General features: G+C 57.6%; 23 protein-coding genes. 6 read left to right on the top strand and 17 right to left on the bottom strand.

Annotated features, from left to right (window positions below; translation table 11 throughout):
• Positions 1 to 7: 7 nt before the first annotated feature.
• Together NTD86_RS20595 and NTD86_RS20600 are read left to right on the top strand one after the other, a co-directional pair.
• Positions 8 to 349, top strand: coding sequence for a cupin domain-containing protein (locus tag NTD86_RS20595; RefSeq protein ID WP_262205044.1), 342 nt, complete (start codon positions 8 to 10; stop codon positions 347 to 349).
• Positions 350 to 411: 62 nt separating this feature from the next.
• Positions 412 to 1,491 (top strand): polyamine ABC transporter substrate-binding protein, encoded by a 1,080-nt coding sequence (locus NTD86_RS20600; RefSeq protein WP_262205046.1) that lies wholly within the window; start codon positions 412 to 414, stop codon positions 1,489 to 1,491.
• Between the two features lie 82 nt (positions 1,492 to 1,573).
• Here NTD86_RS20600 and NTD86_RS20605 read toward each other — a convergent pair whose 3' ends face one another.
• From NTD86_RS20605 to NTD86_RS20640, 8 genes are all read right to left on the bottom strand, one after another.
• A complete protein-coding gene (locus NTD86_RS20605) occupies positions 1,574 to 2,533 on the bottom strand; it encodes a 2-hydroxyacid dehydrogenase (protein WP_262205047.1) in 960 nt (319 codons plus the stop codon).
• A 20-nt stretch (positions 2,534 to 2,553) separates the two neighbouring features.
• The gene (locus NTD86_RS20610; RefSeq protein ID WP_262205048.1) at positions 2,554 to 3,849 is read right to left on the bottom strand and encodes an MFS transporter; all 1,296 of its coding nucleotides are present in this window, start codon (positions 3,847 to 3,849) and stop codon (positions 2,554 to 2,556) included.
• Positions 3,850 to 3,906: 57 nt separating this feature from the next.
• Positions 3,907 to 4,851, bottom strand: coding sequence for a sugar kinase (locus NTD86_RS20615; RefSeq protein WP_262205050.1), 945 nt, complete (start codon positions 4,849 to 4,851; stop codon positions 3,907 to 3,909).
• Positions 4,844 to 5,626: a sugar phosphate isomerase/epimerase family protein gene (locus NTD86_RS20620; protein ID WP_262205052.1), complete on the bottom strand. Its 783-nt coding sequence runs from the start codon at positions 5,624 to 5,626 to the stop codon at positions 4,844 to 4,846. Before NTD86_RS20620 ends, NTD86_RS20615 begins: the two co-directional genes overlap by 8 nt.
• 86 nt (positions 5,627 to 5,712) lie before the next feature.
• Positions 5,713 to 6,735 (bottom strand): LacI family DNA-binding transcriptional regulator, encoded by a 1,023-nt coding sequence (locus tag NTD86_RS20625; protein ID WP_315974764.1) that lies wholly within the window; start codon positions 6,733 to 6,735, stop codon positions 5,713 to 5,715.
• 115 nt (positions 6,736 to 6,850) lie between these two features.
• Complete coding sequence (locus tag NTD86_RS20630; protein ID WP_262205054.1) at positions 6,851 to 7,462, bottom strand: LysE family translocator; 612 nt, start codon at positions 7,460 to 7,462, stop codon at positions 6,851 to 6,853.
• 52 nt (positions 7,463 to 7,514) lie between these two features.
• The gene (locus tag NTD86_RS20635; protein ID WP_262205055.1) at positions 7,515 to 8,354 is read right to left on the bottom strand and encodes an AraC family transcriptional regulator; all 840 of its coding nucleotides are present in this window, start codon (positions 8,352 to 8,354) and stop codon (positions 7,515 to 7,517) included.
• Between the two features lie 173 nt (positions 8,355 to 8,527).
• Entirely contained in the window at positions 8,528 to 10,162 is a 1,635-nt protein-coding gene (locus tag NTD86_RS20640) for a methyl-accepting chemotaxis protein (protein WP_262205056.1), read from the bottom strand.
• A gap of 241 nt (positions 10,163 to 10,403) precedes the next feature.
• Between NTD86_RS20640 and NTD86_RS20645 the strand changes: the two genes are divergently transcribed.
• A complete protein-coding gene (locus tag NTD86_RS20645; RefSeq protein WP_262205058.1) occupies positions 10,404 to 11,231 on the top strand; it encodes an undecaprenyl-diphosphate phosphatase in 828 nt (275 codons plus the stop codon).
• Positions 11,232 to 11,266: 35 nt separating this feature from the next.
• Positions 11,267 to 11,665 carry a DUF1294 domain-containing protein gene (locus NTD86_RS20650; protein ID WP_262205059.1) on the top strand — a complete coding sequence of 133 codons (399 nt, stop codon included), beginning with the start codon at positions 11,267 to 11,269 and terminating at the stop codon, positions 11,663 to 11,665.
• A 16-nt stretch (positions 11,666 to 11,681) separates the two neighbouring features.
• Here NTD86_RS20650 and NTD86_RS20655 read toward each other — a convergent pair whose 3' ends face one another.
• Both NTD86_RS20655 and NTD86_RS20660 read right to left on the bottom strand, forming a co-directional pair.
• The gene (locus NTD86_RS20655) at positions 11,682 to 12,026 is read right to left on the bottom strand and encodes an MmcQ/YjbR family DNA-binding protein (RefSeq protein WP_262205215.1); all 345 of its coding nucleotides are present in this window, start codon (positions 12,024 to 12,026) and stop codon (positions 11,682 to 11,684) included.
• 17 nt (positions 12,027 to 12,043) lie between these two features.
• Positions 12,044 to 12,952, bottom strand: coding sequence for a LysR substrate-binding domain-containing protein (locus tag NTD86_RS20660; protein WP_262205061.1), 909 nt, complete (start codon positions 12,950 to 12,952; stop codon positions 12,044 to 12,046).
• A 126-nt stretch (positions 12,953 to 13,078) separates the two neighbouring features.
• On the opposite strand from NTD86_RS20660, the gene NTD86_RS20665 reads away from it, so the two are divergent.
• Together NTD86_RS20665 and NTD86_RS20670 are read left to right on the top strand one after the other, a co-directional pair.
• Positions 13,079 to 13,690 (top strand): FMN-dependent NADH-azoreductase, encoded by a 612-nt coding sequence (locus tag NTD86_RS20665; RefSeq protein ID WP_262205063.1) that lies wholly within the window; start codon positions 13,079 to 13,081, stop codon positions 13,688 to 13,690.
• A 166-nt stretch (positions 13,691 to 13,856) separates the two neighbouring features.
• Positions 13,857 to 14,888, top strand: coding sequence for an alpha/beta hydrolase family protein (locus NTD86_RS20670; protein ID WP_262205064.1), 1,032 nt, complete (start codon positions 13,857 to 13,859; stop codon positions 14,886 to 14,888).
• On the opposite strand, the gene NTD86_RS20675 is transcribed toward NTD86_RS20670, so the two are convergent.
• From NTD86_RS20675 to hutH, 7 genes are all read right to left on the bottom strand, one after another.
• Positions 14,885 to 16,069, bottom strand: coding sequence for an MFS transporter (locus tag NTD86_RS20675; RefSeq protein WP_262205066.1), 1,185 nt, complete (start codon positions 16,067 to 16,069; stop codon positions 14,885 to 14,887). The genes NTD86_RS20670 and NTD86_RS20675 overlap by 4 nt on opposite strands.
• Before the next feature lie 326 nt (positions 16,070 to 16,395).
• Positions 16,396 to 17,187 carry an ABC transporter ATP-binding protein gene (locus NTD86_RS20680; protein ID WP_262205067.1) on the bottom strand — a complete coding sequence of 264 codons (792 nt, stop codon included), beginning with the start codon at positions 17,185 to 17,187 and terminating at the stop codon, positions 16,396 to 16,398.
• An 18-nt stretch (positions 17,188 to 17,205) separates the two neighbouring features.
• Positions 17,206 to 17,943 carry an ABC transporter permease gene (locus tag NTD86_RS20685; protein ID WP_262205068.1) on the bottom strand — a complete coding sequence of 246 codons (738 nt, stop codon included), beginning with the start codon at positions 17,941 to 17,943 and terminating at the stop codon, positions 17,206 to 17,208.
• 21 nt (positions 17,944 to 17,964) lie between these two features.
• Positions 17,965 to 18,681 (bottom strand): ABC transporter permease, encoded by a 717-nt coding sequence (locus NTD86_RS20690; protein ID WP_262205069.1) that lies wholly within the window; start codon positions 18,679 to 18,681, stop codon positions 17,965 to 17,967.
• Positions 18,682 to 18,746: 65 nt separating this feature from the next.
• Positions 18,747 to 19,604: a transporter substrate-binding domain-containing protein gene (locus tag NTD86_RS20695; protein WP_262205070.1), complete on the bottom strand. Its 858-nt coding sequence runs from the start codon at positions 19,602 to 19,604 to the stop codon at positions 18,747 to 18,749.
• Between the two features lie 116 nt (positions 19,605 to 19,720).
• Positions 19,721 to 21,406, bottom strand: a complete 1,686-nt coding sequence (hutU, locus tag NTD86_RS20700) for a urocanate hydratase (RefSeq protein WP_262205072.1) — start codon at positions 21,404 to 21,406, stop codon at positions 19,721 to 19,723.
• A 421-nt stretch (positions 21,407 to 21,827) separates the two neighbouring features.
• Positions 21,828 to 23,369 (bottom strand): histidine ammonia-lyase, encoded by a 1,542-nt coding sequence (gene hutH, locus NTD86_RS20705; RefSeq protein ID WP_262205073.1) that lies wholly within the window; start codon positions 23,367 to 23,369, stop codon positions 21,828 to 21,830.
• Positions 23,370 to 23,400 lie beyond the last annotated feature (31 nt).

Below are 23,400 nucleotides of genomic sequence, written 5' to 3' on the forward strand. Positions count from 1 at the left end.
GTTTTTCATGAGCATCACGCACTTTAAAAACACCGGACAGGTCGCGTTGCAAGAGTCGTTCGAGGTGGCCGTACCGCTGGGCACGCCCGTAGCGGTGACGTCGGTCACCTGTGTTGAACGCAGCGACGGCGTTGAAACCGGGATTTGGGAATGCACGCCGGGCCGCTGGCGTCGGCAAATCGTCCAGCAAGAGTTCTGTCACTTTATCCAGGGCCGCTGCACCTTCACCCCTGATGGTGGTGAACCCCTGACCATAGAAGCAGGTGATGCACTGATGTTGCCTGCCAACAGCACCGGTATCTGGGACATTCAGGAAACCGTGCGCAAGACGTATGTATTGATCTTTTGATCGTTTAAACCTGCCGATACCTGCCTATAAAAAAGCTGCCCAAAATTGCTAGGAATCGAACCATGATACGTATGACCCTGTTGCCCCTCATGCTTGTTGGTACGTTGTGTCAGGCCGCCGAAACGGTGAAGGTCTATAACTGGTCGGACTACATTGCCCCCGACACAATGAAGAATTTTCAACGCGACACCGGCATCGGTTTTACCTATGACCTGTTCGACAGCAACGAGACGCTGGACGGCAAGTTGATGACCGGCAACTCCGGTTATGACGTGGTGTTCCCGTCCAACCACTTTATGGCGCGGCAGATCCAGGGCGGGGCGCTGAAGAAACTCGACAAGAGCCAGTTGCCGAACTGGAAGAACCTCAACCCGGTGCTGCTCAAGGCGCTTGAAGTCAACGATCCGGGCAACGAACATGGTTTCCCTTACTTGTGGGGCAGTACCGGAATTGGCTACAACGTGGCCAAGGTCAAGGCGGTATTGGGCGATAACGCGCCGGTCGACTCCTGGGACTTGATCTTCAAACCCGAGAACATGGAAAAACTCAGCAAGTGTGGGGTAGCGATCCTCGACAATGGGCCGGAGATCCTCCCGGCCGCGCTGAATTACCTGGGCTTGCCGCCCCATAGTAAAAACCCCGACGACTACAAAAAAGCTGAAGACCTGCTGATGAAAGTGCGGCCTTACATCAGCTACTTCCACTCCTCTAAGTACACCAGCGACCTGGCCAACGGCAATATCTGTGTGGCGGTAGGGTTCTCGGGTGACATCCTGCAAGCCGAAACCCGTGCCAAGGAAGCCAAGAACGGCATCGACATCGGTTACTCGATTCCCAAGGAAGGTGCGGCGATCTGGTTTGACATGGTTGCGATGCCCGCCGATGCCCCGGATGAGAAAGCGGCGTACAGCTTTATGAACTACTTGCTGCGCCCGGACGTGATGGCCGGTATTACCAACTATGTGCATTACGCCAACGGCAACCAGCAGGCCGATGCCTTGGTCGGCCCCGACATCAAGGCTGACACCAAGGTGTACCCGACCCCTGCGATGATGGGCAAGTTGTTCGCGCTGGAAGCCATGCCACTGAAAATTGACCGGATTCGCACCCGTCTGTGGACCAAAATCAAGGCGGGCGAATAACACATCCCGTAGCGAGCTTGCCTCGCGATCTTCTAAATGATCAAAAGATCGCTTGGCAAGCTCATCCCTACAGGGCCTCTGGTTAATTGACCGGATTGGCTGGGCGTTTACCGGCCAAGGCGGCCAGCAGGTTGTCGACCGCACAGCGTGCCATGGCTTCGCGGGTTTCGACGGTGGCCGAGCCGATGTGCGGTGTGGCCACCACGTTATCCAGTTGCAGCAGCGGCGAACCCGCATCCAGTGGTTCGCGCTCAAATACATCCAGCCCGGCAGCGCGGATCTGGCCGTGTTGCAAGGCGTGAATCATTGCTGCCTCATCCACCACCTTGCCTCGGGAAATATTGATAAAGATGCTCTCGGGGCGCATCAAGGCGAACTCTTCGGCGCCGATCAAACCCTCGGTTTGCGCGGTCAGTGGCAACGTCAGGCAAATAAAGTCGGCTTGTTGCAGTAACGCTTCGAGGCTGCGGTACTGCGCATCGAAACGGGCTTCAACCGCAGGTTTGGGCGAGTTGCTGTGGTAAATCACCGGCATGCCGAAACCAAAGTGGCCGCGTTGGGCCAACGCTTCGCCAATTCGGCCCATACCGATAATGCCCAGGGTTTTGCCGTGCACGTCGGTGCCGAACGACTGCGCACCGATGTTCTTGTGCCATTGGCCATTGCGCACCTTGATCGCCAACTCCACAACACGCCGGGCGCTGGCCAGGATCAAGGCAAAACCGGTGTCTGCGGTGGTCTCGGTGAGTACGTCCGGGGTGTTGGTGAGCACGATCTTGCGGCGTGTCAGGTAGTCGATGTCGTAGTTATCGACACCCACCGACACACTGGCTACGGCTTCAAGCCGTGGCGCCAGATCCAGCAGTTCGGCATCGAGCTTGAGGCTGGCACCCAGCAACCCGTGGGCATGGGGCAGGGCTGCGCGCAGTTGTTCCAGCCCTTGGGCGTCAAGACGCTTGATCAGCGTGACGTCTGTTTCGGCTTGCAGGCGCTGCATCAGCGGTTCGGACAGTTCTTTGTACAGCACGACATGTTTTTTCACGGGAATCACCGAGGTTCAATTCAGGAGTGGGCCAAGCGCTGGGGCGCGCGTGTTTTCGGGGCAACCGGGTCTTTGCTGCTGGGGGTGAGCATCAGGGTCAGCAGCACCGAAATCAGCAGAGCGCCGCTCATCAGCAAGTAGGACGCACCTGGCGAACCGGTGGCGCTGTTCAGGTATCCCACCAGATAAGAACCGCCAAACGAGCCTAGTGCGCCCATGCTGTTGATCAACGCCATGGCACCACCTGCTACGTTAGAAGGCAGGATTTCCGGAATGATGGCGAAAAAGGGGCCGTAAGGGGCGTACATGCAAGCCCCGGCAATGACCAGCAATGCGTAGGACCACCAGAAATGTTCGGCGCCCAAGGCATATGAACCGTAGAAAGCGATTGAGGCAATCAGCAGCGGCGGCCAGACAAAGCGTTTGCGCTTTTGCAGTTTGTCCGAGCCCCACGACACCGCGAGCATGGCAATCACTGCGGCCAGATAGGGCAGGGCCGACAGCCAGCCCGCTTCGATCATGTCCATGTGCGCACCTTGCTTGAGGATCGACGGCAGCCACAGTACAAAGCCATACACGCCGATGCTCCAGCAAAAGAACTGCAAGGCCAGGAGGATGACCTTGGGTGAGCGGAAAGCCGCTGCGTAGTTCTTGACCGGCTTGATCCCGACCTGCTCGGCGTCCAGCGCGTCCTGCAAGTCTTGCTTCTCTTGGGCGTTGAGCCATTTGGCGTCGCTAGGGCGGTCATCGGCCAGACGCCACCAGATAAATGCCCAGAGCACTGCAGGCAAGCCTTCAATGATGAACATCCAGCGCCAACTGTAGTGCTGCACCAGATAACCCGACACCACGGACATCCACAGCATGGTCACCGGGTTGCCGAGGATCAGGAAGGTGTTGGCGCGCGAGCGTTCGGCACGGGTGAACCAGTGGCACAGGTACACCAGCATGGCCGGCATTACCGCTGCTTCAACCACACCGAGCATGAAGCGAATGGCGATCAGGCTGTAGGCGTTGGACACCACGCCGGTCAAGGTGGCGAGGCCGCCCCAGAGAATCAGGCTGACAAAAATCAGCTTTTTAACGCTGTTGCGTTGCGCGTAAACCGCGCCAGGCACCTGGAAAAAGAAATACCCCAGAAAGAACAGCGCCCCCAGCAATGACGACAGGCCCGGGGTGATATTGAGGTCTTCGGCCATGCCCGAGGCAGCGGCAAAGCCATAGTTGGCACGGTCCAGGTACGCCAGGCTGTAGGTGATGAACACGATCGGCATGATGTACCACCACCGGCGGGTGGCGAGTTTCAGTGAGTGCATAGCGATGCTCCTGAGCTTGTTGTTTTTGTCGCAGCAGGTAACGGTTAGAGCAATAAATCAGGCGGTGGTTGTGTAGTGATCCAGTTCGGCGCGGGTCGGCAAACCCTCCATATCGCCACGGCTCTGCACGGCACGGCTGCCGATCCAGTTGCCACGTTTGACCGCCTCGCAATAGTCGAGGTTTTCCAGCAGGGCGCTGATCACACCCACGGCAAAGCCATCACCGGCGCCCACGGTATCAACCACGCGGGCCACGGGTACGGCCGGTACGAATTGCTCAGTGGTGGCAGTGCGCAAGAAGGCTCCCTTGGCGCCGAGTTTGATGATGACCGCCTCGGCGCCCTGGTCCAGATAGAACGCGGCAATGTCGCTCGGTGCCCCGTAGCCGGTCAGCAGGCGGCCTTCTTCAAGCCCCGGCAACACCCAGTGGGCGTGGGCGGCGAGGGCGTTGATGTCGCGAATCATCTGTTGCTCGCTAGCCCACAAGGACGGTCGCAGGTTGGGGTCGAACGACACGCTGTTGCCCGCAGCGCGCATGGCACGCATCAGTTCAAAAGACAATTCATTGCAACTCGGGGAAAGGGCAGGCGGGATGCCGGTGGCGTGCAAATGCCGGGCGCTGAGCACTGTGTCGTTGATAACCGAGCGGCTGAGATGGCTGGCGGCAGATCCACGGCGGAAATACTCCACTTGCGGGTCACTGCCGTCATCCACTCGGGATTTGAGCTGAAAACCCGTCGGGTGCTGCGGGTCAATTTCGACATGGCGGCAGTCCAGGCCTTCGCCTTGCAGTGTGTTGAGCACAAAGCGCCCGAGGGAATCGGCGCCTACGCGGCTCAACCATTGCACATTGAACCCCAGCCGTGACAAGCCGATGGCAACGTTGCTGTCCGCCCCGGCGATACGTTTGTGGAATAGCTCCACTTGGGCCAGATCGCCGGTTTGCTCGGCCACCCACATGGCCATGGTTTCACCAAATGACAGTACATCGACCTTAGACATGGCTCAGCTCCCGTTGTGTGTGGTTGAGCCTGCCCAGCACCTGCACGTGTTGCCGGGTCAGCCAGGTCAGGTCGTTGCCTTGCAGCGGGTATTCCACGGCGCGAGTCAGCCCGTGTGGCATGTGAGTCATGAGCTGCCCCCAGGCTTGCAGGTCGGTGGCCGTGGGCGGGGTGGCGATCAATTTGCCATCCGGGCGTCGTACTACGCCTTTGCAGTGCAAATAAGTCACATGGTGACCCAGCAGGCGCGCTGCGGTGCTGGCCGATTGGTCTTGCCAGTGCCAGTTGCCAATGTCGAATGTCATGCTGATTGGCGCCTGCACCTGCTCGACAGTGTCGAAAAATCGCAACATGGGTTCGATACGCCCGCCCTGTGAGGTCTGGTCGTTTTCCACCAGCAGGTGCACGGGTTGCTGGTTCAGGCAGGCAGCAAGCTGTGCTAGATCGCAATGTTCGGTGAAATAGCCCAGTGAGACTTTCAGCCATTGCGCGCCGAACGCCTGAGCGCGCTGCAGGGTCGGGATCAATTGCGGATTGGGGCGCGACTGGCCGGCTTCCCACAACTCCATCGGGGAGGAGAACAGGCATTCAAGACCGTGCTCTTGTGTGGCCAGGCTAAAGCTGGCGGGGTCTTCAACGGTCAGCAGCTCTTCGCGCAGCTCGATGCGTGTCGCACCGGCTTTGGCCAGCAGCTCAATAAAATCGGCTTGGCCGCGTTCGCGAACAAGGTCGGCGCCGTAGCTCGACAGGCTGATGGAAACGGGAAATGTAGTCATTGTCATTGTTCTCTGAAACCGGTTTCATTTTTGTGCTGGGTCAAGGGCGGGTGGCCGAATAACGGTCGTCAGCCCCTAAAACGGTGTTAGGTTGCGCGCTGCGTTGAGCCTCGAATGATCAGTTGTGCGCCGAAGTCCAGATGGCGGGCAGGTGCGGTATCACCTTTCAGGCGCTTGAGCAGGCAGTCGAAAGCGCTGGCACCTATCTGTTGCGTCGGCTGGGCGAGGGCGGTGATGCCGCTGCCAACCAAGGGGAACCAGTCCAGGTCATCCAGGGCAATCAGGCCAATATCGTTAAACAAGCCGCAGTTCACTTCGCGTAAGACCTGGGTGCAGGCCAGTGCGGCAACGCCGTTGGCGCAAAAGATCGCTTTGGGCCCGGGGCCAGGGGCCTGCAGGAAGGATTGCAGGCCGGCGCGTAGGTGCGGGCCAGTGTGTACCACTGCGCCGGCAAGTGTCGGGTGCCCGGTTAATTGCTGAGTGAAGCTTTCGATGCGCTCACTGCGTGAACTGGTGCCGTCAATCGGTTCGCTAACCAGCAGCAGGTCGCGATAACCCTGTTGCTGCAGGTGCTCCAGCGCCATGCGCACGGCCCCGGTGTTGTCCAGGCCAACCAGATCGCTGTGCAGTTGTTCGACTTTGCGGTCGATCAGCACGATGGGCATTTCGTTGTGCAGCGCTTGCAGCACGTCTGGATGATGCCCAAGGGTATTGAGAATCAGACCTTCGATGTTGTAAGCGCGCAGCGCGGCAAGGTGTTGATGTTCTTGTTCATCGTTGCGGTCGGTGTTGCACACCACCAGGTTGTAACCATGTTGACGGCAGGCGGTTTCAACGCCATGCATCACGGCAATCGAGTAGGGGTTGCGTATGTCGGCCACCAGCATGCCGATCAGCCGCGTACGGCCACGTTTCAGCCCGCGGGCCATTTGATTGGGGCGATACCCGAGGTCGTTGATGGCTTGCTCGATGCGTTCGGCAATCGCCTCCGACAACAAGGCTCGGTCATCACCGATAAAGCGCGACACACTGGCTTTGGAAACGCCAGCGCGTTGAGCAACATCAAGCATGGTCACGCGGGTGCGCTGGGCTGCAGAAAAGCTGTTCACGGCCTGAACCTTTTATGGGTGTTATCGCAGGCGGTTTCTATAGAGAGGTTTTGAAACCGGTTTCAGGAAAACTCAAATCACCCGGTTTCGTCAAGTGTCTCGTATGAACAGTTATTTAAATAAACAGGCTGAGCCACGCCGAGGCCAGTAACAACAACGCCATGCACCGGTTAAAACGCTGCATGGCCCGCGGGGTTTGCAAGACACGCGCCGAACCGGCTCCGAGCAAGGCCCACATGCCCAGACAAGGCATCGACACTACAAAGAACACCAGCGCCAATATTTCAATATGGGTTTGCTGGTCCGCGCCTTGAGTGGCGAACACGCTGACTACGGCAACCGCCATCATCCAGGTTTTCGGGTTGATCAATTGCAGGCTGGCAGCGCCCCACATGCCGAGTCGACGCTGGGGAGTGCCGGTCTCATGTGGTGCGCTGACGGGGGCGTTATAGATTTGCCAGGACAAGTAACTCAACCAGGCAATACCGCACCCTTGCAGCGTGTGCTGCACCCAGGGCAACCCGCTGATGGATTGACCGAAACCACTGCCGACCACCAGCACCAGGGCTGCGGCACTGGCGCTGGCGCCGAAAATGATCGGTAGTGCGGCGTTGACGCCATAACGGTGGCTGTTACTCAGCACCAGGATGTTGGTCGGGCCGGGAGTAATCGAGGCCACGAAAGCGAACAGCAAAAACGGCAGCAGGCCGGTCAAAGACAACCACATACAAAGGCTCCACAAAAATATGAGTAAGGTGCTCATTTTCTGTGGCGTGCCGTCACCTGTCTGGAACGTTTGTGCAGCGTTTTCGGTAAGCCGCTGGCGTCATGCCGTACGCACGAACGAACCAGCGCCCCAAGTGGCTTTGATCGGCAAAACCCAGGGCGATTGCGACGTCTGCACAGCTTTCACCGGATGCCAGCAGGCGCCGCGCCCTGGCCAGCCGCAGTTGCACCAGATAGGCATGGGGGGCCAACCCGTAGGCCGATTTAAATGCACGGTTCAAGCGAAAGCGGTCTACACCCGTGAGGGTGGCGAGGTCATCGATACCCACGTTGTGGTGCATATGATCGTGCAGATAGTCACGCGCCATATGTGCTACGCGCGGCAAGCGTGGGTCTTGCGAGTATTTTTGGCGCCATTGCAGGTTGGACGTGAGGGCTTGCAACAGGTGGTTAAGGGCATTTTGCCGGACGATGCGCAACTCTGGCTGATGCATGACTTCAAAGGCGCGAGCAGTGGCCTGAGTCAGTCGCGGGTCCGTACTCAGTGTGCTGGCAAAGGTCAGGCAGGTGTTGGCGGGTGCTTCATCAAACACTGAGCGTAATTCATCTTCGAGCCACTGCGGCTCGAGGTACAGCATCCGATAGGTAAAGCCAGCATCTTCGGGCGCATCCCCGTCATGGATTTCACCCGGTTCAAGCAAAAAAACGTTTCCGGGCGTGCTGTTATGACGATTGCGGCGGCAGTTGAACTGCTGGACTCCTTGTTCAGTTACACCAACAAGGTAACTGTCATGCCAGTGCGGGTCATAGGCATGGCCTTCAAAATGCGCATGCAGGGTTTCGATGCCGGTTTCGTCGTCCTGAGCCAGGTTGATCCAGTTGTTAGACGTCATGATGGGTACTCGTACTGTTGCAGTCCGAGTTTTACCATGAGGCGAGCGGGGTACGTCTAGAAGGTTTGTGCAGTGGCCAGTGTCTGATTGGCGTGTGCTTGTAGTTGCTGACGGAGAACGAGGCTGCGAGTACGCAACCCATCACAGCCTCATTTTCGCTAGCGACTACACGATCAGACCTTGAACTGGCGCAACAGCCCATTGAGTTGCACGCTCAATTCCTTGAGATGCAGGCTGGCGGCGCTCGATTGCTCTGCGGCCTGGGCGGTGCTTTGTGAAAGCCCGGCCGCCTGGGTCACATTCTGATTTATGTCTTCCACGACGTGCGCCTGCTGCAAGGTGGCGCTGGCGATCGAGGCGTTGAGGCCATTGAGATTGCTCAGCGCCTGCCCAATGGTGGTCAGACTGTTGCCAGCCTGAGTCGCTTGTTCGATGGTGGCTTGCGAAGCTTGGCTGCTGCTGGCGATGACGTTCACTGCCGCTTCGGAATGCTGCTGCAACGCCTCGATCATGGTCTGGATTTCTGCAGTCGATTTTTGCGTGCGTTGGGCCAGCAATCGCACTTCATCGGCGACCACGGCAAAGCCACGCCCCTGTTCACCAGCCCGTGCGGCCTCGATTGCGGCGTTAAGCGCCAGCAAGTTGGTTTGCTCGGCAATGGAGCGGATCACTTCAAGGACGCTGCCGATGCCACTGCTTTGTGTGGCCAGCGTGCGAATCACCTCGACCGCCTGGTCAATGGTGAGCGACAACTGGTCGATCTGCTGCAGGCTGCTGTCAATGTTGCGTTGCCCCAGTTCAGCCTGGGTCTGGGCGCCACGCATTTCGTCAGCAGCATGTTCGGCGTTTTTCGCGACTTCCTGCACAGCATAAGTGACTTCGTTGATGGCCGTGGCCACCTGATCCATTTGCAAAGCTTGCTGCTGGCTGCGTTGTTGCGCTTGCGTTGCGTTGCTACCCAGTTCCGTTGAGGATTGCTCCAGCGCATTGGCGGTGGACTGCAAATGACTGATCACCGTGCGCAGCTTGGCGGTGAAGGTGTTGAAGTGCTGTGCCAGTTCAGTGACCTCATCGCGGCCGTGGGTATCGAGGCTGCGGGTCAGGTCGCTTTCACCGCTGGCGATATTGGTCATTGCGTGCACGGCTTCTTTCAACGGACGGGCAATGCTGCGGGCAATCAGTCGGACCAGCACGATCATGATCAGGGCAATCGTCAGCCCTGCACCACTGGCTTTCCAGATCTGGGTTTGAAACTCGGCCTGCAGGTCGTCCATATAGACCCCCGAGCCGATCACCCAGCCCCATGGCTCGAATAACTGAACGTAGGAAGTCTTTTGCACCGGTTGGTCAGCCCCGGGTTTTGGCCAGCGGTAGGCCAGTTGCCCTGAGCCCTTGGACTTGGCCAAAGCAACCATCTCATTGAAGATCGCAAAGCCGTCCGGGTCTTTGATGGTCGACAGGTCCGTGCCGTCGAGTTTTGGATTGGTGGGATGCATGACCATAAAAGGGCGCAGGTCGTTGATCCAGAAGTAGTCATCCTGGTCATAACGCATCTTGCCGATGACCAGCAGCGCCTGTTGTTGCGCGGCCTCACGGCTCAATGTTCCGGCCGTTTCCAGGCCGTGGTAATAATCCAGAACCCCGCTGGCAGCCTGCACCACATGCCGAGTTTTCTGCGCCTTGCCTTCATTCAAATCGTCATGAATCTGTTTTAGCATCAGTAAACCCAACGCTAGCAGCATGGCCATGGCCACAATCAGGATCAGCCATAGACGCTGGCTAATGGACAACTTGCGCAGGGTATTCATACAACGGTCACTCCTTGATTTTTCTTGTTGTCATCGCTCGTAGTGATAGCAGCGAAAGTGGAACGTGTCTGATAGGATCTCGGCCGAAATTCAGAAAGCTGAATCTTTATTGATTTCTGACAGTTATTTCACATCACGGTAGTGAACATGCAACACCGGCAACCACAGCATGGCAGTGATTGCGAACACTTAATTTTTGACTAATCAGCGCGGCATGAAGCTGGGCTTCAATGGGGGAACGATGGATCTTTGGACTGCCACACAGGCGTTGATACTCGGCGTAGTAGAGGGCCTTACTGAATTCTTGCCGGTCTCAAGTACGGGCCACCAGATCATTGTGGCGGACTTGCTGAACTTCGGCGGCGAACGTGCCATGGCGTTCAACATCATTATCCAGCTGGGCGCCATTTTGGCGGTTGTCTGGGAATTTCGCCGCAAGATCCTCGATGTTGTCGTGGGCTTGCCGACTCAGCCCAGCGCGCGTCGTTTTACCGTCAACCTGATCATCGCGGTGTTGCCGGCGGTGGTGCTGGGGGTGATCTTCGCCGACATGATTCACGAGTACCTGTTCAACCCGATTACCGTGGCGTCGGCCCTGGTTATCGGCGGTGTGATCATGCTCTGGGCTGAGCGTCGCAAGCATGTGATCCGCGCAGAAACCGTTGACGACATGACCTGGAAAGACGCGGTTAAGATCGGCTTCGCGCAATGCCTGGCCATGATCCCGGGGACTTCGCGTTCGGGCTCGACCATCATTGGCGGTCTGTTGTTTGGTTTGTCGCGTAAGGCGGCGACCGAGTTCTCTTTCTTCCTGGCGATGCCAACCATGGTCGGTGCCGCGGTGTACTCGGGTTACAAGTACCGTGAGCTGTTCCAGCCAGACGATTTGCCAGTCTTCGCAATCGGTTTTGTGACGGCATTCATCTTCGCGATGATTGCCGTACGTGCGTTGCTCAAGTTCATTTCCAACCACAGCTATGCAGCGTTTGCCTGGTATCGCATTGCGTTCGGCATGCTGATTCTGGCGACCTGGAAGTTCGGCTGGATTGATTGGTCGGCCGCAGGTTGAAGCCCTCGGCCAAGGGGCGGCGCGACACGGGCGCGATGCCCGAAGCGCAAGCGGTGTCGGTGCGTAGCTGGCAACTCAAGTTGCTGGTGTGGCTGGTGCTGTGCGCGATGCCACTGGGCGGCTCATTGAGCCTGTTGCTCACCGGCATTACGCGGGTCCCCTTGCTGATTTATGGCTTGGCCAGCGGGGTGGCATTCGTGCTGTATGCGTATGACAAGCAACAGGCCAGGCATGGCCGCTGGCGCACCCCGGAAAAAGTGCTGCACGGGGTTGAACTGCTGGGCGGCTGGCCGGGTGCGTTGGTGGCGCAACAGGTGTTTCGCCACAAAACGCGCAAGGTGTCTTTTCAGGTCTGGTTCTGGTTGATCGTAGCCGTCCATCAAGCAGTCTGGGTTGACGTATTGTTCTTGAAAAACACCTTTCTGAACCTGTAAGCGTCTGCCGATGGCGTCAGATCAGTAAGCCGATCTGGCGCTTTTTCGGCAACTTGGCAACCACCAACTGGTGGGAGCGTTGCAACAGGTCTTGCAGTTCTTCTGCGTCCATCGGGAAGGGCGCTTGCATGTTGATCCAGTGGGCCCGCGCCAGATAAGGCGAGGGGCGAATCCCGGGGCGATCGACATAGCCCAAAAACAGCTCCTTTTCGACCTTGAATGACAAGCCATTACTGTTGAGGTTGAACAGGGCGAACATCTTGCTTTGATCGACATAGAACACTTCGACCCCGCCCCATTTAACATCCTCTTTGACGCCTGGCAGGCTGCGACAGAACTCGGCGACCTGGGCTTTGGTCAGGGTGTTGGATGTACGGGTCATAGGGTTTTTTCTCCACAGCGTTCGAAGGTTTCAGCCAGGTGCTCGATCCAGGCTCGCACTGCAGGCATGACACCGCGCCGGTGTGGATACACAGCTTGCAGCCAGCCGCCGGGCAATGACCATTTGGGCAGCAGTTGCACCAGTTGGCCGTTTTCAAGCTCCTGCTCGCAATAGATCAAGGGCAATATCGTGAAGCCCAAGCCTTCGAGGGCGCAGGCTTTACGCACATTGAAGTCATCAATGCCCAGGCGTGCTTCCAGCACCAGATCGCACTGTTTGCCGTGCTCGTCGAGCATACGCATATGCACCATGCGATCGGCCTCAAGTGCACCCAGCACCGGTGCATTTTTAAGGTCGTCCGGAGTGGTGATTGACCATTGTTCAGCGAACTCGGGGCTGGCCACCATGATCGTCACGGCCTTGCGCAGTCGCCGGGTTACCAGCAGCGGGTCTTCATCCCCCAGTTCACGCACGCGCATGGCCACATCAATGCCTTCGGTGATCAAGTCGACGCGACGGTTGAGCAAACTGACTTCCAGTTGCACATGCGGATAGGCGCGCAGAAAAGAGCTGGCGACTTCAGGCATGAACTGGTGGGCCAAGCCCACCGGGCAAGATACGCGCAGCCGCCCCCGGGGTTCGCTGGACATACTGGCCACCGCCTCGTCGGCCATTTCTGCTTGCAGCAGCATTGCCTGGCAATGGCTCAAGTAACGTTCGCCTACCGCTGTCAGTTTCAACTGGCGTGTAGTGCGCTGTAACAGGCGTGCACCCAGGCGTTCTTCAAGCTCGGCCACTCGCCGCGACAAACGTGATTTGGGAATCCCCAAAAGGCGTCCGGCCGCGGCAAACCCACCGGCTTCGACCACTTTGGCGAAGTAGTACAGATCATTAAGATCCTGCATTGCTGTTCTCACTGTCCTACAGGTGGGACGAACTATCGCATGCTCGCTGACTTATCGTCGATTGCTTTCATCGGTAGCATCACCCTCACTTGATCGCCTGGCGGCGGTCTTTATTTGGAGATCAGCATGAAAGTTTTGCATATCGATTCGAGCATCTTGGGCGACAACTCGGTTTCGCGTCAGCTGAGTGGTGAAGTAGTCAAGGCTTGGCAAGCTGCTGATCCGAGTGTTGAAGTGAGTTACCGCGACCTGGCCAGCGAAAGCATTGAGCATTTCTCGGCGGCAACCCTGGTGGCTGCTGGTACCCCGGCTGAACTTCGCGATGCCGCACAAAAGCTTGAAGCGCAATTGAGTGCAGACACCCTGGCGCAGTTTTTGGCAGCCGATGCGGTGGTGATCGGTGCGCCGATGTACAACTTTACTATTCCTACTCAGCTCAAAGCCTGGATCGACCGCATTGCGGTGGCCGGCCAGACATTCCGTTACACCGAAACCGGCCCGGTCGGCCTGTGCGGCGGCAAGAAAGTCATCGTGGTTTCGACCTCAGGCGGCATCCATGCCGGTCAAGCCACCGGTGTCGCGCACGAAGCCTACTTGAAAGTGCTGCTGGGCTTTTTGGGCATCACGGATATCGAGTTCGTGCGCGCTGAAGGCTTGAGCCGTGGCGACGAAATTCGCGGCAAGGCCCTGAACGAAGCGAATGAGCACATCCGTCAGGGTCTGTTCAGCGCCGCATAAACCCGTGTAGTGCTTGTACCCCCAAACTCTGTATTCTGGTGAACGTCTTGGCCAGAGTACGGAGTTTTTTGCATCTGGCTTCAATGGCTTGGGTTATGCAGAGAAGAGGGTGACCCTCCTTTTTGATTGCCCGCAGTAAGTTGCGCGCTAGTAAAGGTAAGCCGCCATGATGCGTTTATGCGCTGTATTACTCCTGATAATGGCAACTTGCCCTGTGGTGGTGCACGCCGAACCTGCAGTTGAGTGGAGTGTGGGGTTTCATCGCCTCAGCTTTCTCGATCCGGTGGATGGGCAGCCAATGAACGCCATTGCCTTTTACCCGTCGACCGACGAGGAGGCCAGGAGCAGGATGGGCGTCTATGACATTGATGCCACTGAAGATGCGAAAGTTGCCATAGGCCATTACCCATTACTGGTGTTGTCACACGGCAATGTCGGCACGCCGCTGGCGTTGCACGATCTGATCACCGCGCTGGCTCGCAAAGGGTTTGTCGTGGTGGCAGTGCTGCATCCTGGCGATAACTTCAAAGATCACAGCCGCACGGGAACCCTGAGTAATCTTTACGGGCGCCCTATGCAGATATCGGCAGCGATTAGCGCTGTACTCGATGAAAACACCTTGTCGCCTTATGTCGATGCCGATCAGGTAGGGGTTATCGGCTATTCAGCGGGTGGCGAAACGGCGTTGATCCTGGCGGGCGCCGAGCCGGATTTGAATCGTTTGCGGCACTATTGCCAAGAGCGGCCAGACGATCGTGATGCGTGCACCACGCAAGGTGAGCTGATCCCTGATCGCAATGATTTGCTGCCTGTCGCCGACCCGCGGGTACGGGCGCTGCTGCTGATGGCGCCGCTGAGCTTGATGTTCGGACGCGACACTCTGGCGCAGGTGCATGTGCCGGTATTGCTGTACAGCGGTGAGGGCGATCAAACCGTGTTCCCGGACAAAAATGCCGAGGCCTTGGCGCGCAAGTTGCCGGTTGCCCCACAATTCAACTTGATCCCTGGCGCCGGTCACTTTGTGTTTATGGCACCTTGCTCCGATGAACAGCGGACGACCATGGCATGGGCCTGTACTGATGCCGAAGGGGTTGATCGTGAGGACATCCATCGCGACCTGATTTACGAGTCAGGACGCTTTTTCAGCAAGGCCCTTAATAACAATTCCCACCGCATGCTGAGAACGGCAGACCACTAGTTGATCCGCCGTGATAGCCCGAGAGTCAATAGCATCCCCACTATGCAGAGCAGGGCGGCACAGAAGAAGATCCAGGGGTAGCCCAGGTTCAAGGCGATGGCTCCCATAAGCGGCCCGGCGATGGCCAGCGCCAGATCAAAAAACACGGCATAAGCACCCAGGCCAGCACCTCGACTCGAACTCGGTACTTGTTTGACGGCTTCAACGCCCAGCGCCGGATACACCAGTGACAGGCCAAACCCTGCCAATCCAGCGCCGAGCAGGGCGAAGACGGTCGACGGAGCCAGCCAAAGCAGGATCAGGCCAAGAGTCTCCAGGGCCATGCAGGCTATAGCGACACGGTACCCACCCAAGCGGTTGATGCTGTTGGTGAAGATCAGCCGGGCAAGGATAAAACACACGCCAAAGACCGACAGGCAATAGGCGGCGCCTGTCCAGCCGCGGTCGATATAAAACAGCGTGATGAAAGTGGTCAGGGTGCCATAGCCAATAGAAGCCAGCATCAGGCTCAGACCGTAAGGCGCGATCAGGCCGAACACCGACCAAAAGGGCAAGCGCACGCCGGCGATCACAGGAATGGAGGTCTTGTTGCGGATGATCAGCAATGCCAGCAAGGCTAAGCCCAGCAGCGCCACGCCCAGACTGGCAAAACCCAGGGAGTCGATCATCAGCACACCGAGCGGCGCCCCAAGGGCAATGGCGCCATAAGAGGCTATACCGTTCCAGCCAATGGCCCGGGCGGTATGTTGTGAGCCCACCTGGGCTATGCCCCAACTGATCGTTCCAACGCCAATAAGCCCTTGGGCAATCCCCAGAAACACCCGGCCGATTATCAAGATACTCAGGCTCAAAACAGAGATGTCTTGCAGCATTACGGCCAGTGAAGTCAGGACGCCGCTGACCGCGATGCCGATCAGCCCATAGACCACCGCCGGCTTGGTGCCGTGCTTGTCGACGATGCGTCCGGCTGAAGGTCGCGTCAGCAGGGTAGCCAGGTATTGCGACGCGATGGTCAGGCCAGCAACTATTGCGCTGAAACCCAATTGGTCATTGACGTAGCCCGGCAAGACTGCAATGGGCAGACCAATGCAGATAAAGGCAATGAAGGTATAGAAAACAATCGACAGGATTTGCAGGGTAACCGACAGAGAACTCTCGGGGGGAGGGTGTTGCGCAGGCATGAGCAGCGAGTCCGGCTAACATTTGGTCGGCGCTATGATGGCGTGCCCGTTGGATAAAAGAAAGCAGGCTAACGATATGCTTGATGGCTCAGTGAACTGGGGATAAGCCTTTTTCTTCGCCTGAGCAATGACACCGATATCTACTCGACCGCCTTCTTTGCAATTAAAGGCAGCTCCCTGAATTTGCGGTGCTTGTCAAAGGAAATCCCTGGCATCCAGTTACTGGAGCTGTTGTTTTCGTGAACGCAGCTGCATTTCGATTAACTGGATACCGGGCTTGAAGATTGTAGATGCCCAGGCCTCGCTGGCCTTGGGCGTTTTAATATCTACTCAGCGCTTCTGTGGTTATGGCTGGAGACGAACTGACGGAATCGCTCGGTCGGTAAGCCTTCGAACAGCTCGGCGGGCGTCCCTTGTGCGTCGATCAAGCCGCCGTGCATGAACACTACCCGATTTGATACGTGGCGGGCAAAGCCCATTTCGTGTGTGACAACCAGCATGGTGCGGCCTTCTTCGGCCAGGGAGCGCATCACCCGCAACACCTCCCCGACGAGTTCAGGGTCTAGTGCCGAAGTGGGTTCGTCGAACAACATAACTTGTGGATTCATCGCCAGCGCGCGGGCGATTGCGACACGCTGCTGCTGGCCGCCGGACAGGTGGGCAGGGTAATAGTCGCGGCGATCGTACAGACCGACCTTGTGCAGCAGGGACTCGGCCTCCTCGATGCATTCAGCACGGGGGCGTTTGAGCACGCGCATCGGGCCTTCAATGACATTTTGCAGCACGGTCATGTGCGACCACAGATTGAAGCTCTGGAACACCATGCCCAAGCTGCTGCGCAGGCGCTCGACCTGCCGATTGTTGCTTGGCGTCTGGCGGCCGTCGGCATGTTTTTTCATTTCGATCACTTCACCATTGACGCTGATGATGCCTTGATCAGGGGTTTCCAGCAGATTGATGCAACGCAAAAACGTGCTTTTACCGGAGCCACTGGCACCGAGAATCGAGATCACATCGCCCTTGTGGGCGTCCAGAGAAATGCCCTTGAGCACATGGGCGCTGCCGAAAGACTTCTGGATGTTTGTGATCGACAAGGCTGAAGCGGGCTGAGTATTCATGGCGTGCTCCGTATCAAATCAGGAATGGGTTGGCAGTGAAGCGCTGGATTTTTTGACGACATCAACAGGGCGCTCACGCAAGTGCGGCGAAAGGCGATACTCGAGCCAGGCAACAGCCCGCACGATCAGGAAGTTCAGCACCAAATAGATCAAGGCTGCGCAAATGAACACTTCCATGGTGCGATACGTGCGCTGAATGATCTGTTGCGCGACGCCAGTGACGTCCCAGACAGTCACCAGGCTGGCCAGGGCAGTGGACTTGACCAGCAAAATAGCTTCGGTGGAGTAGGCCGGCAGGGCCTGGCGCAGTGTGATCGGCGCAATGACCCGGCGCAGCAGTTCCCAAGGCGACATGCCGATGGCCTTGCCGGCTTCGATCTGCCCTTGGGGCACGCTAAGCAGCCCACCGCGAATGATCTCGGCGGTGTAACCGGCGGTGCACATGGCCAATGAAACGACGGCGCAACCATAGGGTGACTTGAGCACCACCCAGGCGAAGCTGTCGCGAATGGCCGGGAACTGGCCCAGGCCGTAGTAAATCAGGAACATTTGAATCAGCAGGGGTGTACCGCGAAACAACATGATGTAGAAACGCGCCGGGTAGCTGAAAAACCACCAGCGGCTGACACGCAGGCTGACAATGCCGACAGACAAGGTCAGGCCGATCACCAGAGAGCTGAAAAACAGCGTCAGCGTTGTCGGCAGTGCGCCCAGAAGTTTGAGCATGGTGTCCGCAAGGAACGCAAAATCGATCATAAGTATGGCTCCGGACTCGAACTAAACTGGGCTGCGCTGACGCGTGCGGCGCACGCGAGTTTCAGCCATGTTGAAAAGCCGGCCGGACAGGCCGGTGAGAACCAGATACACAGCACCCCCGATGATGTAGAACGTGAAATATTGACGTGTGGAACCTGCGGCAACCTGGCTGGCACGCATCAATTCCACCAGTCCTATGACGGAGATCAGGGCGGAGTCCTTTAGGCTCATCTGCCAGACATTGCCCAACCCAGGCAGTGCAAAGCGCAGCACTTGGGGCACCAGAATTCGTTTGAAACGCATTGCTCGGCTCATGCCGATGGCGAGGCCGGCTTCCAGTTCGCCCCGCGATACCGCGAGAAATGCTCCCCGGTAGACTTCAGCCTGATAAGAGCCGGAAATCAGCCCGACCGCCAATGCCCCGATCAGGAAGGGCGGCACATCGATGTAGCCTTCTGCGCCGAACCAATGGCCAACGGCTGTTACTACACTGGCTCCGCCAAAGTAGAACAGGTAGATCACCAGCAACTCGGGAATCCCCCTGAACAGTATCGAGTACAGATTGCCCACCCAGCGCAAACTGCGGTGGCGAGAGAGTTTGGCCGCTGCGACCAGGCTGCCAAACACCGCCCCCACCAGCAGCGCTGCCAGGGTCAGTATCACGGTCATGCCCGTTGCCTTGAGCAGCGCCATCCCCCAACCTGAATCACCAAAACTGAGTAGCTGCAAGAGGTCCATAGTGGGTCCCACATATCAAAAGGCTTAAGCAGCCCGGCAACCTTCACGCCGCCGGGCCATTCGGATCATTGCTTAGGGGTAAGGTCTTGCTTGAACCACTTCTCACTGAGTTTTTTGATCGTGCCGTCAGCCATGGCCTCCTTGAGCGCCGCGTCGAACTTGGCTTTGAGCTCGGGATCTTTCTGGCGGAAGCCCAGTGCCTCGCCTTCACCCCAGATCGGACCCTCGATGATCGGGCCGGTATAAACCAGTGCTTTGTTCTCTGGCTTGTCCATGAGCGAATTGAAGAAGGTCACGTCATCGAAGACGACATCGATACGGCCGGCCTGCAGATCGAGAATGGCTTCGGCCGAACTGCCGTATTCACGGACAGTCGCCACATCCTTGAAGTTTTGATCAATGAATGAGGTGTAAATGGTGCCAGAGGCGATCCCGATGGTTTTGCCCTTGAGTGCTTTGCGCAGCTCTTCCACACCTGCGCGGACTTCCTTTTGATCGGTGCCTAGGGTGATGGCTGCGTCAGCGCCGGTTTTACCCGGCAGCAAATCGGCTTTTAGTGCAACGAAACTGGCAGGTGTCTGCGCGTAGGGTGTGGAGAAGGCCATCACTTTCTTGCGTTCATCGTTGATCACGATTGCGTCCATCAACACATCGAATTTACCTGCGTTGAGGCTGGCGATCATCCCGTCCCAGTTTTGTACGACGATGTTGCACTTGAGCTGCATGCGCGGGCAGATGGTCTCCATCAACTCCGGCTCGAAGCCGCTGATTTTTCCACCCGGGAGCGTCAGGTTCCAGGGCTCATAGGAGCCTTCTGTTGCAATATTGACCGAGGTCCACTCTTTGGCTTGCAGTGCCGGAGCACAGGCTAGAACCATTGCACTGAGCGCTACAGAACCCAACCAGCTTGATTTCTTGGACATCTTGATACTCCCTGACTAATCAATGAGTGTTGCGATCTGATCCGGCTCAGGCCGGATCTCCATTGTCGGTACCCGCCGCTTTGTGTGGGTACACACGACAAAACTTCAAAATACGGTCAGCCGGTGATCATGGGCAGGTTCAGGCCCTGCTCCTTGGCGCAGTCGATAGCGATCTGGTAGCCCGCGTCGGCATGGCGCATCACGCCGGTGGCCGGGTCGTTGTGCAGTACGCGAGCGATGCGCTCGGCGGCTTCGTCCGTGCCGTCGCAAACAATCACCATGCCCGAGTGCTGAGAGAAGCCCATGCCGACACCGCCACCGTGGTGCAGGGAAACCCAGGTTGCGCCGCTTGCGGTGTTGAGCAGCGCGTTGAGCAGAGGCCAGTCGGACACAGCATCGGAACCATCCTGCATAGACTCGGTTTCGCGGTTCGGGCTGGACACGGAGCCGGAGTCCAGGTGATCGCGGCCAATTACGATGGGCGCTGACAATTCCCCGCTGCGTACCATCTCGTTGAACGCCAGGCCCAGCTTGGCGCGCAGCCCCAGACCCACCCAGCAGATCCGGGCCGGCAAGCCCTGGAAGCTGATACGTTCGCGCGCCATGTCCAGCCAGTTATGCAGATGCGCGTCGTCCGGGATCAATTCTTTGACCTTGGCGTCGGTCTTGTAGATGTCTTGTGCCTCGCCCGACAGCGCCGCCCAACGGAACGGGCCTATGCCACGGCAGAACAATGGGCGGATGTAAGCCGGTACGAAGCCTGGGAAGTCGAATGCATTTTCCACGCCGACTTCCTGGGCCATCTGGCGGATGTTGTTGCCGTAGTCGAAAGTTGGAATGCCCATTTTCTGGAAATCGAGCATCGCTTTAACGTGGACGGCCATTGACTGTTTGGCCGCGTTGACCACGGCGGCGGGTTCAGTCTTGGCGCGTGCACGGTACTCATCCCAGGTCCAGCCAGCGGGCAGGTAACCGTTGAGCGGATCGTGGGCGCTGGTCTGGTCGGTGACCATGTCCGGGCGAACGCCGCGCTTGACCAGTTCCGGGAGGATTTCAGCCGCGTTCCCCAACAGCGCGATGGAAATTGCCTTGCCTTCTTTGGTGTATTTCTCGATACGGGCCAGCGCGTCATCGAGGTCAGTGGCTTGCTCGTCGACGTAACGGCTGTTCAGGCGAAAATCAATGCTGACTTGTTGGCATTCGATGTTCAGCGAGCAAGCGCCCGCCAGGGTCGCGGCCAGCGGTTGTGCGCCGCCCATGCCGCCGAGGCCGGCGGTCAGGACCCAACGACCTTTCAAGTTATCGTTGTAGTGTTGGCGACCGGCTTCGACGAAGGTTTCGTAGGTGCCCTGGACGATGCCCTGGCTGCCGATGTAGATCCAGCTGCCAGCGGTCATCTGGCCGTACATGGCCAGGCCTTTGGCGTCGAGTTCGTTGAAGTGCTCCCAGCTTGCCCAGTGCGGGACCAGGTTGGAGTTGGCGATGAGCACGCGAGGAGCATCGGTGTGGGTCTTGAAAACGCCGACCGGTTTGCCGGATTGCACCAGCAGGGTTTCGTCGTCATTGAGGTGGGTGAGGCTTTCGACGATTTTGTCGTAGCACTCCCAGTTGCGCGCCGCCCGCCCGATGCCCCCGTAAACCACCAGTTCTTTCGGGTTTTCGGCGACCTGCGGGTCGAGGTTGTTCATCAACATGCGCAGGGGCGCTTCGGTCAGCCAGCTCTTGGCGGTCAACGCATTGCCGCGGGCCGCGCGGATGACTACGTCGCGGTACTTTGTAGCTTTCTGGCTTTTGTCAGTCACGAAAATACTCCTTTGCGATCAATCCAAATCAGCCCAGGCAGTGGGCAAGGGTGCTTGTGCAGGGAGCGCCCGGTACACGTTGAACAAGGTGATGAAGATCACTTTATTAGGGCTCGTGCGCACACATATTTACTTGTACATACAAGCATATGCAATCAATCGGCCAACTTGTTTTTTCATCAGTCAATCACGCTGATAAATTTGAAAAGCTGTTTAAAAACAATGAGCTAGTGTCTTTTGTTTGTTGCGGAGAGTTTTTGGAGCAGCACAGTAGGGGGTGCCTGGGTCAGAAAGTGCACCACGTTGGTACTGGCGGTGACAGCGTGGATTAAAGTGGTGCGTTACTGGGTGTGACTGGAAGGCCAGTGTGGGCGAAGAGGGCTGCGCATCATTGGGCAGCCCTCATTTGAGAGCAGGCGAGTTACTTCAGGTTTTTCTGTACGGTGGCCAGAACTTCGCCGCTGCGTACCTGTTCGGTGACGCTGATGATGTCTGTGTAGAAAGCGCGATCATGGTCAGCCACCGGTACGCGACTGCGCACCAGGTCGTATACCGCTTTGGTCACGCTGGAGGCCTTGTGCACGTCATGGAAATCCAGGGCCTGGCAACCCACCAGCAGCTCAATGGCCAGTACCGATTCAAGCTTTTCGGACACCTTATAGGCCTTGATGACTGCGTTATAAGCCAGGCTGACCAGGTCTTCCTGGTTGGCGCAGGTCGAGAAACTGTCGACAGAAGAGGGGAACGACAGTGTCTTCATTTCCCCGTACAGGCCAGCCGCGGTGTACTGAAGGATCATGTAGCCACTGTTCAGGCCTGGGTTGCGTACCAGAAAGGCGGGCATTTCACTGAAGTGTGAGTTGACCATGCGATCGATACGACGCTCGGAAATTTTCGCCAGGTTGGCCAGTGCCACGCACAAGGAGTCGGCTGACATGCCGATGTAAGTGCCATCGAAGTTGGCGCCTGAAATGGCAATCCCGTCCCCATCCTCAAGCGGGTAGATGATCGGGTTGTCGCCCGAGGAGTGAATTTCGTTTTCGATATTTTCGCGGGCGTGATCAATAAACCTTTTTGAAGCGCCATGCACCTGAGGAATGGAGCGCAGGCTGTAGGCGTCCTGAAGCCGGTAGTCGATGTTTTCAGCGATCAGTTGGCTGTCATGCAGCATTGCCTTGATATCTTTGGCAGTTTGCGCCTGCTCTTTATGCGCCTTGATCGAATGATAGCGAGGGTCGAAGGCCCTAATCGTGCCTTTCAAGGCTTCCATGGACAGTGCCGCCCCGACGTCCGCCAGCGAAGCGCTCTGCATGGCGTTGTACAGGGCCAGAATCGCGATGGCGGTTACCGACGTGGTGCCATTGAGCATGGCAAGGCCTTCTTTGCACTGCAGGTCTGTCGGTTGCAGGCCGACCTGTTGCAGGGCAGTGGCGCCGTCGACCCACTCGCCGCCATTCACCCGGGCTTTACCTTCACCCAGCAGAACCAAGGCCAGGTGACCTTCGACGGCCAGGTAGCCGACCGAGCCTTCGCCAGGCGCAAAAGGCACGACATCGTTGTTGAGCAAGCCGGCGATCAGTTCCAGCAGCTCCAGGCGTACCCCCGAATAACCTTTGCCAAGGCTGATCAGAATCATCAACTGGATCGCCCGCACTTGCTCGCGCTTGAGCGGCTCACCCACGGCGACGGCATGGGAGCGCACGATGTTGACTTGAAGCTCCTTGGCATTGTGCGCAGAAATGACATGCCGCACGTTATCGCCGAACCCGGTAGTCACCCCATAGACCAAGCGGTTTTCATCGAGGAAACGCTCTACCAGACCACGGGATTTATTGACGCGGTTCTTGTAGCTCTCAGCAAACGACACCTTGGCCGAATAACGGGCGACGGCCACGAACTCTTCGATGGAGGGCTCTTTATCGCCAAGGACGACCTGAGTGATTTGTTGAGGATGAGCTGTCATTGCGAACTCCCAGGAACCAATTGAGTGAGGG

It is taken from the genome of Pseudomonas sp. 7P_10.2_Bac1, from assembly GCF_025465935.1.
Classification (GTDB): domain Bacteria; phylum Pseudomonadota; class Gammaproteobacteria; order Pseudomonadales; family Pseudomonadaceae; genus Aquipseudomonas.